The following is a 14,699-nucleotide window of genomic DNA, read 5'->3' on the forward strand; positions in this document are numbered from 1 at the left end:
CTCTTCGCTCGGTATGGGCGCACTTCGTCGGTGCACTCTCGATGGAACGTGGATTGGTGCTGAGCATGTCCGTTTATGTGCCATCGGGTCGTTCCGCAGGCTCCACTCCTACGCTCATGCAGCACTCCGACCGACCTATTCTAACTGCAATGCGCCCCCGTGCATCGCCAACGACGTTCGGCGTGAGTGTGATTGATCACCAAGATCGGAATTATCCTCTGTGACAACCTATTTCGATTCCTTCCGGACGGTGCTACCGGGCAGTAACACTCTCGTACCCGCGAGTAGCGTTGGCGTAAAAGCTAATTCGCTGTTCGGACACCTACGTTCCTACCGGCGAGTACATTACCGGTGGGTACAACTCGGCCGAGTCCCGTCGAGTAAGCCGATACGTCACGCATCCAGCCCTCGCTCGGCGTCTCCGTCGTCGGTGAACGGCAGCCGCAGCGCGTTGACCCACAGCCTCGTCGCGGTCTCGAGCAGGCCCTCGTAGTCCGCCGCGGCCCGACCGCCGGCGGCGTCGACGACGAAGTGATTGAACGCCAGACGACTGATCATCGAAGAGAGGGCTCGGGAAGCGAGAAGGGGATCGAGTTCGGTGTCGGCCAGGCCTCGGTTCTGCAGGCTCTCGATGCTGCGAGCATTGCGTCTGACGAAGGCGTCGGCGCGCTCGCGACGTAGCCGGCGAAATTCGGGATCGATGTTCGAGACCTGCTCGAGCAGGGCCATCAGCTTCGCGTTGCGCTGGTACGCCTCGAAGTAGGCGCGATTGCTCGCTGCGATCACGGCTACCGGGTTTTCGTGGGGATCCACCCGTTCCGTTCCGGGGTGCAGCATGTCGTCCCTGGCCTGTTCGAGCACCGCGGCCAGGATTTCTTCTTTGCTGGTGAAGTACGTGTAGAAGGTTCCGGCGGAGCACCGAGCAGCGCGGGTGATGTCGATCAGTCGGGAGTCGAGGTATCCGCTCTCCTCGAAGACGCGTCGTGCGGCCGCGACGAGCGAGGATCGAGTTCGTAGCCCGCGTGGGGTGATCGGCAGCTCCCGATTCGGAAGGTCGCCATCGGACTCCGGCGCAGCAGGCATTCAGTCTTTATACGTCATTGTGCGCACGGTTCCGTGCGGATGAACCTGCGAATCTCACCCCGCTGCGGAACTCGCGTGATCGTGCGGATTCGAGCGGGCACCGGGGGAGTGGATCGGGGTGTTCCGCTGTGGTGCAGACGGCCACCGAATCTCGGTCTTTGTGACCGGGCACTAGAACGCATTCTGTGTGCTCAGCACGCGGTGAACAACTGCTTTCGAGCGGCTAGTGTGGCCGGGGTGCGCAAGCACTGTCCCTGAAATGGGACGACCATTCGAGTATTTGTGGGGAAACTGTGACGGCTGCAGCGGCTACCGGTCGTGAACACGACGACGAGCTCAAGAGCAGGGTGCAACGCCTGCTGCGCTTCCTTCGCGAGATCGTCGAGGCGAGATCGAACCCTGTGCTGCGATTCGACGATCACGTCCAGGTCGAGTGGGTGCATTCCGGTGACGTGCCCATGCAGCTCGATCCGCTGGCCAAGCAGGGTGGCGTGGTGCTCCGTGCGCCGCGCATCGCGGTCGACGAGCCGCCCGCACCTCCCGAACTGCTGTCGGGGTGGCTCGATCCTCAGATCGTCGCCGACAGCCGCTACCGCGAGCTGGAGCTGGCCGACGCGGCGTCGGTGACGTCCCGCCGTCGTGCCGAGGCGCAGGAATCCGATGCCGACTTCGACATCCGCAAGGCGTACGAGATCAAGAAGGCTTTCGAGGAGTACTCGCAGTCGTGGAAGGAGTGGGCGCAAGAGGACCGGGAGCGGCGTCCACAGGCCGCGATCTACCAGGCCCTGCAGTTGATGATGCAAGAGCTCGCGTCTCGGCCCGAGTCGATCGAACTGGTGGTGGCGTCGGGGTTGCTGACGTCGAGCAACGTCGATCCGCAGCGCAGTGTGCGCACCCACCTGGTCACGCAGCCGGCCAACATCGAGCGGGACGTTCGTACCGGGGACCTGCTGGTACGTCTCGCGGCGAACACAACCCCGCGGCTCGAGGACGGGCAGCTGCTGACGGGCTCGAACGAATTCGATACTTCCGGATCGGTTGACCTGGCGCAGCAACTTCACGACTCGGTCACCTCGCCCGTCGGAGCCGGAATGGAGCAATTCCTCCGAAACTGGGCTGCGCGAGTTCCGCGGCACGAGATCGAGGTACTCGATCGGGTCGGACCGCCCGGAGCTCTCGCCTACATCGACGACGACCGAACACTGACCATCTCGCCTGCCCTCGTGCTCCGTACCCGCAACTCGTTTGCGTTGGTCGAGTACTACGAGCAGATGATCGCCGATCTCGAGTTCGCCGACTCCCCGGTACCGCTGGGTCTCGCGCAGCTCGTCGACGCCATCGAACCGGCCGATCGGTTGGCGTGGCTCGAGCGCACCGGAGCAGGTGAGTCGGCGGTACTGGCCGAGGATCCTCTGTTTCCGTTGCCGGCGAACGCGGAGCAGTCGCAGATCATCGAACGTCTCGGACGCGACAGCGGTGTCGTGGTCGAGGGGCCACCCGGTACGGGCAAGACCCACACCATCGCGAACCTGATGTCAGGTCTGCTGGCGCGCGGTCAGCGGGTTCTGGTCACTAGTGAAAAGTCACAAGCTTTGCGGGTGCTGCGTGACAAACTGCCGCCGGAGCTGCAGGAGCTCTGCGTGTCCATCACCGACCTCTCTCGTGGTGGTTCGGACGAGCTCAACCGCAGCGTCGCGAAGATAGCCGAACGCAAGACCTCGTTCGACGAGGCCAGCGAGGTGCAGAAGATCGAGGCACTGACGACGCAGCGTGCGGCGGCTCTCGCTCGGCGAGCCGAGCTGCTGGACCGCGTCAGCGCGCTCCGTGAGTCCGAAACCGTTGTGCACGAGTATGTTTCGGACGGATACGACGGCACGGTGTCGTCGATCGTGCGCAAGGTCAAAGCGGCCGAGAGCTCACACGAGTGGCTGCCGGGCCCGCTGCTGGCCGATCGGCCACCACTCGACGGTGCCCAGGTCGATCGCTTGCGCACGTTGATCGCGACCTCGGACGAGAATCGTGCACTGCGCTCCCGCCAGGTGCTGCCCCGCCCGGAGACGATGCTGCCGAATTCGGCCGAACTCGCGGCGCTCTGCCAGCGTGCAGGCGCGCAGATCGACACTGTCTCGCCCCAGGCCCAGTCCCTCATCACGCTGCTCGACGGCGTGCAGCCGGCGGTGTCCGCCGAGATCAGGCAACTGTGCGAAGAACTTGCCGCCCGAGTTCGAGCGGTGGTCGAACTCGACGATTCCTATTCACGCCTGACCGATTCGGTGCTGTCCGGCGAAGCCGCGCACCTGTGGTCCCGGGTCAGCGGACTGGACCTGATGGTGGAGACGGCAGCTGCGTCGGATCGCTACGTCGGTGCGCACGACGTGCAGTGTTCGTCGAGTTCGTCGGCGGCGCTGGCGGCGATGGATGCGCTGGCCGGAGCACTGGAGTCGGGTGTCGAATGGAAGCCGCGGTTCCGTCGCAGCGAGGAACAGAAAGCCGTCGAGGCTCTCGACATCGTGGCCACGGTCGACGGACAGCCCGCGACGACGGCGATGGCCGCGCGCCTGGTGGCCGAACACCTCCGCGCGCTGGACTCCGTGCAGAGCGCAGCGGTGCTGCTGGCCGACCTTGCGATCGTCGTTCCGCTCGACGGAACGCGTTCGATTCGTGTGAACGACGTGGCGCGGATCGCCGATCGGCTCGGCCTGGTGGCTCAGGTGGTGTCCGCACGTGACGCCCTGGTGCACCGTCTCTACGCCATTTCCCCTGCGGCACCGTGGATTCGAAGCCTGGCCGAGGCTCACGAGGTCGCCGGAGCTGCCGACGCCATCGCCCAGCGAGCGGACATCGACGCCGCGCGTGCCGAACTCGAGGCCCTGCAGTTCTCGGTCGCCACTCGCATCGATGCCGGGCCGTCGCCCGAGGGCTCGACCCTGGTGAGTGCGTTGAGCACCGCCGATCCGGTGGAATTGGCCGCCGCCGTTGCCTCGTATTCGCAGGCATGTGCCGAGCAAGAAGATCAACTCCTGCTCGAATCGATGTCGGCGTCGTTGTCCGCGGTGGCACCCGCCCTGTTCGATCTGGTCGAGGACACCGCCGCTGATCTCGAATGGGACGAGCTCAGTTGGCAGATGTCGAAGGCCTGGGCGTGGCGTCGTGCTCGCGAGTGGGTCGGCGAGCAGCACCATGGCGGTCTCGAACAGGAACTCGAAGCGGAATTGGCCGCTGCCGATACCGATATCGCTTATCTCACTACCCGTCTCGCTGCCGCGAGTGCGTGGCGCAACAGTCTCGAGCGCATGACAGCCGTCGAGGTCCGTGCGTTGCAGACCTACCGCGAGCACATCTCCAGCATCGGATCCGGGGCCGGCAAGTACGCCGAAACCTACCGCAGTGCAGCACGATCGGCGATGCGCGAGGCGCAGAGCGCGGTGCCTGCCTGGGTCATGCCGCTCTCGCAGGTGCTCGCGTCGATTCCGCCGGTACCGGGTAGCTTCGACGTCGTCATCGTCGACGAGGCCAGCCAGGCCGACATCACCAGCCTCTTCCTGCTGTATCTCGCGCCTCGCGTGATCGTGGTGGGTGACGACCGGCAGTGCGCACCCGCCGACGTCATGCAGACCGGCACCCTCGAGGACGTGTTCGATCGGTTGGATGTCTACCTGCCCGATCTGCCCGAGCACGTACGGGCGACTCTGACGCCGAGGTCGAGTCTGTTCTCCATGCTGCGCACCAGGTTCGGCCAGGTGGTGCGGTTACGCGAGCACTTCCGGTCGATGCCCGAGATCATCAATTGGTCGAGCCAGCAGTTCTACGGAGACTCACCGCTCGTTCCCGTGCGGCAGTTCGGGGCGGATCGGTTACCGCCGTTGCGGCACACGTACGTTCGCGGTGCAACGGTGACCGGAAAGAATGCGTCGCTCGTCAACCGCACCGAGGCCGTTGCGATCGCTCAACAGATCGCCGACTGCCTCGAGGATCCCTCGTACGACAACTTGACCTTCGGCGTCGTTGTGCTGCAAGGACAGTCGCAGGTCGACGAGATTCGCAACGAGTTGATCAAGCGCATCGGCATCGAACAGTGGGAGCAGCGGCGGCTGCGCGTCGGCACACCGCCGGACTTCCAGGGCGACGAACGTAACGTCGTGTTTCTCTCGATGGTGGTGGCACCCGACCAAAATTTCGCCACCCTCACCGCCAACCAGTACAAGCGGCGGTTCAACGTGGCGGCCTCGCGGGCACAGGATCAGTTGTGGCTCTTCCACTCGGTGACGGTCGACCGCCTCAAGCGAGCGGACCTGCGCAACTCGTTGCTGAGCTATGTCACCTCCGTTTCGCCCGCACCGGCCGACCCGATGCCGGTGAACGTCTCACGGGAGGTCCGGACGGCCCCCTTCGAGACGCTTCTCGAGCAGCAGCTGTGGAGCGACCTCGTCGAACGTGGATTTCACGTCAATCCCGGTGTGATGGTGAACAATCGGCGTCTGGGCCTCGTGGTCACCGGGGAATCCTCGCGGCTGGCGGTGGAGTGCGACGGCGACACCTTCCTGTCCACCTCGGCGCAGCGGTTGGCCGATCTGCAGCGTGAGCAGGAACTCAAGCGCTGCGGCTGGACGTTCTGGCGGGTACGTGAATCGGAGTACTACCTCGACCGCGATGCGGCGTTGGAAAGTCTCTGGGCAACGTTGGCGCAGCTGGGAATCAAGCCCAACAGCGTTGTGGTGGAGGGCGTTACGTCTTCCGACGAAGCGTGGACGCCGGTGCCGCTCGAGGCCTCGCAGTTCGACGATTCCGGTGCCTTCGATACCTCGTCCACCGACGACTCTTCGGTGCACCATCGATCGGTGTTGTCACTGTGGAGCATGCCGCACATCGACATTCCGACCGAGGCCACTTCCGGAGATCGAGAAACATCGGCTCCGACGCCGACCAACGGCTCTCGAAGCGTCGACGGAACCGGAACGACCAACGGGTCGGGAACCAACGGTGCCCACGCGACCAACGGATCCGGCGGGTCCGCCGCGTCCCGTGGCTCTGCACACCCGAACGGGTCTTCGACGTCGAGTCGATCGCCGATGACCAACGGATCCACGCAGCCCAAGCTCGAGAAGCAGGCACCCGCAGAGGCCGAACATACGGCCGACAACGGAGCGACATCACCTGCACGGGCAGGGGAGGAGACTGCGGCTCGAGACGAGACCACGCCGAGCGTCGTGCGGCCCGAGTCCGGCACTACCGAGTCCGGCACTGCCGAGTCGAACGGGGCGGACGAAAGTCCGGTGGAGCCCGAGAAGACCGACGTCGAGACGAGCGTCGGTCTCGAAGAATCGGAGGACCAGAAGATCGCCGAGCACGAACTCCCGCTCAACGGACTCCGCGGCTACACCACGCGGCGTCGACCGTAGCGCCCGCCGATGACAGATCGCCGGACTCAGCAACCCGACCGGCCGGCCTCACCCTCTCGTTCGCGTCGCCGCCGGATAGTGGTGCCCACCGTCGTGTTCTCGGTCTGCGCGGTACTTTTCGCGCTGCCGACGTGGACGGTTGTGTTCGCGGGCGCACAGTGGGGATCGGCTGTGCAGGTCGTCGGGACCTCGGTTGCGGCCGCCGCGTTCCTCGCGCTGCCCACGTCGATGTACCAGGGTCACCGGCCCGGTCCCGAGGGGCGAAGCAAAGATGCCTGGGCGCGCGTCGGAGATGTGCTGCTCGGTCTGGTCTGGATCGCATTCGTGTGGTCGGCGCTGTCGTTGCTGCTGCGGCTCGGCCTGTGGTTCGCCGGAGTCGACGACCCGGTGCGATCGCGGATCGTGTCGGTTTCGACCGTGGGAATTGTGGTGGTCCTTGCCCTGTGGGGTCACTACGAGGCGATGCGCACACCGCGGGTGCGGCACACGACCGTGCGGATCGACCGGCTCGGCCCTCGATTCGACGGTCTGCGAGTAGTTCTGGTGACCGACACGCATTTCGGTCCGCTCGATCGGACAACGTGGTCGCACCGATTGACCGATGCGGTCAATGCACTCGAACCCGATGTGTTGGCCCATGTGGGAGACATCGCCGACGGTTCGGTCGGTCGGCGTCGACAGCAAGCGGCACCGCTCGAATCCATGCTCGCAACATCGGCGCGCGTGTACGTCACCGGCAATCACGAGTACTTCGGCGAGGCGCAGGAGTGGCTCGATCACATGGAGAGCATCGGGTGGAACTCTCTGCACAATCGGCACGTGGTGCTCCATCGCGGTGACGATGCCCTGATCATCGCCGGCGTCGACGACGCCACGGCGAAGGGTTCCGGTGCGCCAGGCCACGGTGCCGATCTTCCTCGAGCTCTCGCAGGTACCGATCCCTCGACGCCTGTGTTGTTGCTGGCCCATCAGCCCAAACAGATCGGCGACGCCGTCCTGGCGGGTGTCGATCTGCAGGTGTCCGGTCACACGCACGGCGGCCAGATCTGGCCGTTCTCGGCATTGGTCCGCCTCGACCAGCCGGTCGTACACGGACTGAGCAGTCATGGCGACCGAACTCAGCTCTACACCAGCCGCGGATCGGGCTTCTGGGGTCCGCCGTTCCGGGTGTTCGCACCGAGTGAGATTTCCGTTCTGACGTTGGTCGCCGGCTGAGGCAGCGACACCTGGCAGTATCGGTCACGTGAACAGAGCCGAAGACGTCGTTGTGGTCGCAACCGATCTCGACGGCACGCTGTTGCGTTCGGACCGAACGATTTCGGCGCGCACGGCCGACGCGATGGCCGGTGCCGACGCCGCCGGAATCAGGGTGGTGTGGGCGAGCGCACGGGCGCGTCACTCCATCGACGAACTCGCTGCGTCCTGTGGCTTCCGGGGGACGGCTATCGGGGCCAATGGGGCGGTGGTTCTCGATCTGGCCGACGGTACCCCGAACATCGTCGGTACCAGATCGGTACCGGCCGAGACGGTCGCGTCGGTCAAGTCGGTCGTGCGGTCTCTCGTACCCGGCGTGGCCTTCGCGACCGTCGGTGCCACTCGATTCGTGGCAGAGGCCGGGTATGCGGAACTGTGCGTGTTCGCCGACCATCATCGGCAACCCCACGAGATGGAACTCTCCGATCACGGCTTGTCGGTCGAGGTCGAGCCGACGGTCAAAATCGTTGCCCGGCACAGGGATACGAGCAGTGAGGCCCTGTACGAGCTCGTCGCTGCGGCCGGCCTGGCCGGGGTGGAGTTGACGCACTCGGGTGCGCCGTACATCGAGATGTCCGCTGCGGGAGTTTCGAAGGCAAGCGCGCTGCACGAGTTGTGTGAGCAGTGGGGTGTATCGGCGGATTCGGTTGCAGCAGTAGGAGATGCGCGCAACGATTTACCGATGCTCGCCTGGGCGGGCACGGCGTTGTGTCCGTCGAATGCCGCGGCACCGGTGCTTGCCGTCGCAGATCGAGTCCTCGGATGCAACGACGACGACGCGGTCGCACGCTACCTGGAAGAACTCACCGCACTCCGCGCCGAACTGTAACGTCCGGTCTGCTCGTTTCGACCCTGTGTGAAAGGCTGGCCCCATCATCGGCAGAAGGACACCATGAGCTATCCAGGTTCGGGGGACCCCTCGCAGCGCGCCTACGGGCAGTACGGCGCGCAGCCGAATCCGTCCGATCGAGTGATTCCACCGCCGGGTTATTCACCGGACACTGCCGACTCCGGGGCTTCCGATTCCCCGTCTCCGTCCGGTCGTCCCCTTCGCCCGCCGCGTGCCGCAGTGCAGCCCAATGTCGCAGCGCAGCCGCGTGCCGCAGTGCAGCCCAATGTCGCAGCGCAGTCGGGAGGGCCCGGTGCAGTTCCCTTCCCGCCGGTGTTCGCGGGTGGTCCGCCGCAGTCGCCGCGCAATGGGAACGGCGGTCTCTGGATCGTCGTTGCCGTTCTGGTGGCGGTAGCACTGATTCTCGGTGGAGTGTTCGCCTGGTTGACGCTGCGCGACGACGCCAGTCCAGCCGTGGCGTCGGCGAGTGCCGCACCGCCGTCGGTGGAGAGCGACGGCAGCGCTTCGGGCGCGGTGCCGGGCTCCTCGTCGACGGGTGGACAGGAATCGGGCGTGACGACTCTGCCGGCGGGTGCGCAGACCTGCCCGGCCACCGTTGCGTCGACCGGCGGCCTTCGGGGTTCGGCAGTGGGGTCGACGGCAACGTCGTGCCCGTTCGCCGAGGAAGTGCGGTTGGCCTACACGCGTGGCGGCTCGGATCGTAATTCCAGAACGGTGGTGGCCAGCAGTCCTGTCACCGGCAAGCGGTACGAGATGAACTGCGTGTCGTCCGCGCAGTTGGTGACGTGCACCGGTGGCGAGAACGCTGTTGTCTACCTCTTCTAGGTCGATGCACCGCGGCACCGGAAGCTTCTACGCGGTCGCTCTTTCGCTTGCACTGCTGGTCTCCGGTTGCACGATTGCCACGGACGACGGCATTGCGACGGATACGTCGGGGGTCTCCGAGTCGACGTCACTGCCGATGCTCCGGTCGGACCGACCGACGTCGGACCCTGGAGTGTGGAGCACCGCAGTTCCGGTCGAACCGTTGCCTGTCGCCGATCTCGCTGAGGAGTTCGGCGTACTCCAATCCGCGGCAGGTGGCCCCATCGGCCTTGCTCTGGTTCCGGTCGGTGGCGGTCCGGTCACCGTGCTCGGAACGTGGACCTCCGGTGTCGCGTGGTCGACGGTCAAAGTACCGATGGCCGTCGCCGCTTTACGCAATGGCGGTGACGCGGTTCTGGCCGACGCCGCAGCGGCGATCGAAAGCTCCGACAACGCGGCGGCCGACGCGCTGTGGGGTTCGCTGGGTGATTCCGCTGCTGCGGGTGCCGCGGTCGAGTCGGTTCTGCGGCAAGGCGGTGACTCTGCCACGACGATTCGGAGGGAGCGGATCCGTCCCGAATTCAGCGCGTTCGGGCAGACCGAATGGTCTATGAAGGACCAGGCGACGTTCGCGGCCGGTTTGTCGTGCATTCCGGATGCGGGACCCGTGGTCGAGATGATGAACAATGTTGTGCCGGAGCAGCAATGGGGCCTGGGGCAGCTGTCCGACGCAGCGTTCAAAGGCGGCTGGGGGCCGCGCGTGGATGGTGGCTACGTCGTGCGACAAGTCGGTATCGTCACCACCGTTGCTGGACGTGTCGGTGTAGCGATTGCGGCGCAACCGGATTCGGGTTCGTTCGCCGACGGAACCGCCATGCTCGACGCGGTCGGTGACTGGCTGGAGTTGCGCAGTGATCGGCTTCCCGCGGGGCACTGCCTCTAGCGATTGTCGAGGCCCGGATCGGCGCAGGTAGCCTCTGGCGTGCCAGTGATTCGTCCGCCACCGAAAGGCCCATGCTGTGAACGACGCCCAGTCGCCGGAGCCGACCGAACCCACCACGATTGCCGAGTACTTGAACGCGCACGCGATACGGGTGTCCCCGCTCGACGGTGCCGCGGCGGCAGAGCTGGGCATCACCGTGCCGGTGCCTGCAGGCTGGCAGACGCTCGATCCGGCGCAGTTTCCCGGTGCCACCCAGGTGATCGTGGAACCGAATCTCGTGGAGAACGGGTTCGCTCCCAATGCTGTGCTTCTCGTCGGTGCCCTCTCGCGCACGATCGATCCGGAAGCGTTGATGGCGTTGGGTTTCGGAGACGGGCGGGCGATGCCCGGCTGGGTGGAGCGCGAGGCGAGTACGGCGTCGTGGCTCGGTTGGCCGTCGCGATTCATTCGGGGTTCCTATGTCGCGCAACAACTCGAAGCAGCGGTGACGACTCGGTACGTGTTGGTGGGCGTCGATACCCAGTACCTGGTGCAGTTGACGGTGACGACGTTGGCATCTCAGCTCGACGCGTTGGCCTTCGACGTCACAGCGATCAACGACGGCTTGACGACCAGGGGATCGTAGCCTCGGATCCATCGATTCAATTTATGGCAGCAGTAGGTAATTACGATTGTCCGACGGTGAACTCTTCGCTTGGCTGGTGAGGTACCAATCGAGCGAAGGGTGATGTGTCATGCGAGTACTGCTGATAGGTGGAGCGTCGGGAATCGGGCGGGCCGTTGCTGCCGAGATCGTCGACGGGGGAGGCGAGGTGATCCTCGCCGGTCGACGTCCGGATGTGCTGAACGACGCGGCCGCGGCGATGGGTCCAAGGGCAACCTCGGTGATCGTCGATCTGACCGACGAGGAATCGATCGCTGCAGCGGCCGCGGAGGTCGGATCGGTCGATCACGTGGTGAGTCTCGCGGCCGATCACGCGAACGGTTCGGTCGCCGACCTCGACGTCGCCGACATCCGAAAGGCGTTCGACACGAAAGTGATCGGGCCCATTGTGCTGGCCAAGCATTTCGCATCGAGTATTGCGGAGGGCGGCTCGCTACTGTTCTTCTCCGGGGTGGCCGCGTGGAAGCCGGCACCCGGTCTCTCGGTGATGGCGACGACCAACGGGGCCGTGGTGTTTCTCGTGGAGGCGCTCGCGGTCGAATTGGCTCCGATTCGGGTCAACGCGGTGTCGCCGGGCATCGTCGATTCCGGCGCGTGGGATTCGATGGGAGCAGGGAAGGACTCGTTCTTCGCCGAGACAGCGCGAGCCAATCCTGCAGGTCGGGTCGGCCGGCCGGACGACGTGGTGGCCGCGGTGCTCTTCGCGCTCACCAACACATTCGTCACCGGTACCACCGTGCACGTCGACGGCGGAGGACGGTTCGTCTGAGGCGGGTGTCGCTCGGGTTGTTGTTGCTGGTGGGGACGAGCTGACGCATGTCATCGCCGCGGGCCGGCTGGAATCCCGCGGCGGAGCAGGTCGGCGACGAATCGCTGAACCAAGGCGTCACTCGGCGATCCGACCATTGCGACCACGGTGCGACGTAGGTTCGGTTGTAGGGGCTTGACGACGCCGTCGAATCGGTCAGGGAGAGCAGACGTCGGCACCAGCGCAATCCCCAAGCCTGCGCGGGCCAATTGCGCTGCGGTAGTGGCGCTTCGAGTACGCGTGCTGACCGTCGGGAAAATATCGTGCGCCGCGGCCTCGGCGTCTATCCACCCTCCGAGTCCATTCGACGGGTGGTAGTGGACCATCGGTCTACCGCGGAGGTCGTTCCACGAGATGCTCGGCTCGTCGGTGAGGTCGAGGCCTTCGGGTATCACCGCGACGATGTCCTCGGTGCCGATCTCGGTGACCTGCCCGGTGAATCGGTCGGACGCTGGGCCGACGGCCAGGTCGGACGCGCCGGTGGCCACGGAGTCGGCCATGGCGTCGGCGCTGCTGTGTTCGGAAAGCTCCACGTCGACGTTGCGATACTTACGGGCCCACGTGCGCACGATCGGAGCGACCACAGGGACTGTCATCGTTTCCACACAGGCCAGCCGCAGTCGTCCGCGAGAACCGTCGGCCACGGCTCGTCCGGTGTCGACCACCCGATCGGCCGCTGCCAGTGCGGCTTCGGCGTCGGCGAGTATTGCCAACCCGGTCGGGGTGGGACGAACACCGCGAGGTAGTCGCTCGAGAAGGGATGTGCCGATCTCGGTTTCCAACGCGGCCAACTGATGCGACAGGGCGGGTTGCGAAAGGTGCAGGCGCACCGACGCCGCGGTGACCGAGCCGCACTCGACGACGGTGACGAAGCATTCGAGGGCACGCAAGGTCGGCACGGTTCGAGGGTAGGTGACGGCTGTGTGCTCGCAGCCCGGGCGGGATCACCTCACGGGGTCCGACGCCTGTGTCCGACGCATCGATCCGGCTAAGGTCGATCGCATGTCGATCAGAACCGGCCGCGTCCGGCACTTGTCGGTGGTCCCGGATCTCCCCGATCCCGGGGAGCTATCGGACGGCGGTACGACCCAGGTTACGGGGCGAAGCCTGGTCAGCCTGGTGCTCGGAGTGACCATCGATCACACGCGACCGGAGATTTGGCGTCGGGTGCGGGTGCGCTCGGACTTGCTGCTGTCCGAACTGCACTCGGTGTTGCAATGCGTGCTGGGTTGGGAAGACCGGCACATGCACGCCTTCAGCATCGGAACCGTCGGTGCGATGCGTCGCTTCGAGATGGCCGAGACACTCGATCACGAACCGGACGACGAGGCAGTGAGCGAAGAGCGGGTTCGGCTCGACGAGGTGCTCACGGTGCGCGGATCCGTGCTGATCTACGAGTACGACTTCGGTGACGGATGGACACACACCATCGTTCTGGAGCAGATCGATTCCGACATCGACGACCTGCGATCGGTCTGCCTCGATGGAGCTCGCGCGTGCCCGCCCGAGGATTGCGGCGGGCCGTCGCATTATGCGCAGGATCTCGACATCGCTGCCGATCCAGCCGATCCCGAATTTCCCCGCCTGCTCGAGAGGTGGGGTCCGGCATTCAACCCCTACCGGTTCGACGTCGGTGCGGTCAACAAGAAGTTGCACGCGCTCGACACGGGACGCTCGGTTCTCGCCGAGGCGGTGGCGACGGCACCCGCTATCGGCAGACTCTTCGATCGCGTGCGTCCCACGGAAGTGCCGTCCTTGATGGCGCTGTTACCCCGATGCGAACTCACCATCGAGAGTTCGGTGGATCTTCCGGTGGCCGAGATCGCGATGGCCAAGTTGGTGTGGTTCCTGGGCCGGATCGGCGACGACGGAGTTGTCCTGACAGATGCCGGCTATCTCAAGCCCGCACTCATCGCGGCGATCCGCGAAGAGCTCGATTGGGGTCTTGGATGGGTAGGAACGAGCAACCGCGAGATCGACCACCATCAGGTGACCGACCTTCGCGAAGCCGTGCGACACCTCGGATTGACGCGGGTATCCAAGGGGCGACTGATGCGCACGAAGCTGGGGGCGAGCTTGGCCGGCGACCCAGTCGGGCTGTGGCGACATGCAGCCTCGCGACTTCCGTTGGGTAAGGAGACGTACGAGACCGACGCCGCGACGCTCTTCCTGATCTCGCTCGCTGCATCTGCCTCCTCCACCCATCGCAACGAAATGCTGATCGAGACCGTGGCCGAGCTGGGTTGGGCAAGTGAGGATTCCGGTGTGTTCGACGCGCAGTTCGCGGCGCAGGCCACAGTGAGCTTCCTCGACCTCATCGGTGCCCACGGTCCGCAGTTCTACTTCCGGCAGGGTGTATCGGACTCGCCGAGCTGGTCGCGGCGATTCGCGCGCGACGCCTTGCTCACCTGATTCAGGCGTCCAACGGGGTCGATCTTGCTGTGGACACTCCTGACCTGCCGATTTGCGTTGGTGGGGTTGGTGGCGTAACTTTTGTCGAGTCAGAGCGACGGACACCGACCCGGTCTTCACGGACAGGGTGAACGAGGTTGGACGTGTGGCTCGGCAGGTTTTATCCCCCAAGAGTCGGGCCTTGTGTCCGAGACCAAGCTGGGATAGGCTGGAACAGTTGCCCTTGAGGCCTTCGGACTGTGTGTTCGTGGGGTTCGAGTGTGTGCGTGTTCTTTGAGAACTCAACAGTGTGTCGATGAATGTCAGTGCCGAATTTTTGTTTGGTGAAAGCATTCGATGTATCAACCATCCGCTTGTGGTGGTTGTTGTCGGGTGTTGTTTGAAAAATGCTAGTTGAGTTTATTTGCTAGTGATTTGACTCTTTATGTTTATGACTGATTTGCAGTTTCGACTGTTGATCGAGAGTCTTTTACGGAGAGTTT

General features: G+C 64.8%; 10 protein-coding genes. 8 read left to right on the plus strand and 2 right to left on the minus strand.

What is annotated here, in order from left to right; translation table 11 throughout:
- Positions 1–393: 393 nt before the first annotated feature.
- Positions 394–1,083, minus strand: coding sequence for a TetR/AcrR family transcriptional regulator (locus tag CH305_RS16085; RefSeq protein WP_037153406.1), 690 nt, complete (start codon positions 1,081–1,083; stop codon positions 394–396).
- Between the two features lie 293 nt (positions 1,084–1,376).
- Here CH305_RS16085 and CH305_RS16090 point away from each other — a divergent pair, with 293 nt between their 5' ends.
- From CH305_RS16090 to CH305_RS16120, 7 genes are all read left to right on the plus strand, one after another.
- Positions 1,377–6,482 carry an AAA domain-containing protein gene (locus tag CH305_RS16090; RefSeq protein WP_094704222.1) on the plus strand — a complete coding sequence of 1,702 codons (5,106 nt, stop codon included), beginning with the start codon at positions 1,377–1,379 and terminating at the stop codon, positions 6,480–6,482.
- Between the two features lie 9 nt (positions 6,483–6,491).
- The gene (locus CH305_RS16095) at positions 6,492–7,697 is read left to right on the plus strand and encodes a metallophosphoesterase (RefSeq protein WP_094704223.1); all 1,206 of its coding nucleotides are present in this window, start codon (positions 6,492–6,494) and stop codon (positions 7,695–7,697) included.
- Between the two features lie 28 nt (positions 7,698–7,725).
- Entirely contained in the window at positions 7,726–8,565 is an 840-nt protein-coding gene (locus CH305_RS16100) for an HAD family hydrolase (RefSeq protein WP_094704224.1), read from the plus strand.
- 63 nt (positions 8,566–8,628) lie between these two features.
- The gene (locus CH305_RS16105) at positions 8,629–9,411 is read left to right on the plus strand and encodes a hypothetical protein (protein WP_094704225.1); all 783 of its coding nucleotides are present in this window, start codon (positions 8,629–8,631) and stop codon (positions 9,409–9,411) included.
- Positions 9,412–9,415: 4 nt separating this feature from the next.
- Positions 9,416–10,333 carry a hypothetical protein gene (locus tag CH305_RS16110; protein ID WP_094704226.1) on the plus strand — a complete coding sequence of 306 codons (918 nt, stop codon included), beginning with the start codon at positions 9,416–9,418 and terminating at the stop codon, positions 10,331–10,333.
- 76 nt (positions 10,334–10,409) lie between these two features.
- Complete coding sequence (locus CH305_RS16115) at positions 10,410–10,958, plus strand: LpqN/LpqT family lipoprotein (RefSeq protein WP_094704227.1); 549 nt, start codon at positions 10,410–10,412, stop codon at positions 10,956–10,958.
- Positions 10,959–11,067: 109 nt separating this feature from the next.
- Positions 11,068–11,766 (plus strand): SDR family oxidoreductase, encoded by a 699-nt coding sequence (locus tag CH305_RS16120; RefSeq protein ID WP_094704228.1) that lies wholly within the window; start codon positions 11,068–11,070, stop codon positions 11,764–11,766.
- Positions 11,767–11,816: 50 nt separating this feature from the next.
- Here CH305_RS16120 and CH305_RS16125 read toward each other — a convergent pair whose 3' ends face one another.
- On the minus strand, positions 11,817–12,704 hold the full coding sequence (locus CH305_RS16125; RefSeq protein ID WP_094704229.1) for a LysR family transcriptional regulator: 888 nt from the start codon (positions 12,702–12,704) through the stop codon (positions 11,817–11,819).
- 103 nt (positions 12,705–12,807) lie between these two features.
- On the opposite strand from CH305_RS16125, the gene CH305_RS16130 reads away from it, so the two are divergent.
- The gene (locus CH305_RS16130; protein ID WP_094617063.1) at positions 12,808–14,217 is read left to right on the plus strand and encodes a plasmid pRiA4b ORF-3 family protein; all 1,410 of its coding nucleotides are present in this window, start codon (positions 12,808–12,810) and stop codon (positions 14,215–14,217) included.
- Positions 14,218–14,699: the final 482 nt, after the last annotated feature.

Source organism: Rhodococcus sp. 15-649-2-2 (assembly GCF_002258645.1).
Lineage (GTDB): Bacteria > Actinomycetota > Actinomycetes > Mycobacteriales > Mycobacteriaceae > Rhodococcoides.

Excerpts from the sequence above, each read along its gene's own strand:
- CH305_RS16085 (WP_037153406.1), bottom strand. The coding sequence starts at position 1,083 with ATGCCTGCTGCGCCGGAGTCCGATGGCGACCTTCCGAATCGGGAGCTG.
- CH305_RS16095 (WP_094704223.1), top strand. The coding sequence starts at position 6,492 with ATGACAGATCGCCGGACTCAGCAACCCGACCGGCCGGCCTCACCCTCT.
- CH305_RS16105 (WP_094704225.1), top strand. The coding sequence starts at position 8,629 with ATGAGCTATCCAGGTTCGGGGGACCCCTCGCAGCGCGCCTACGGGCAG.
- CH305_RS16110 (WP_094704226.1), top strand. The coding sequence starts at position 9,416 with ATGCACCGCGGCACCGGAAGCTTCTACGCGGTCGCTCTTTCGCTTGCA.
- CH305_RS16120 (WP_094704228.1), top strand. The coding sequence starts at position 11,068 with ATGCGAGTACTGCTGATAGGTGGAGCGTCGGGAATCGGGCGGGCCGTT.
- CH305_RS16130 (WP_094617063.1), top strand. The coding sequence starts at position 12,808 with ATGTCGATCAGAACCGGCCGCGTCCGGCACTTGTCGGTGGTCCCGGAT.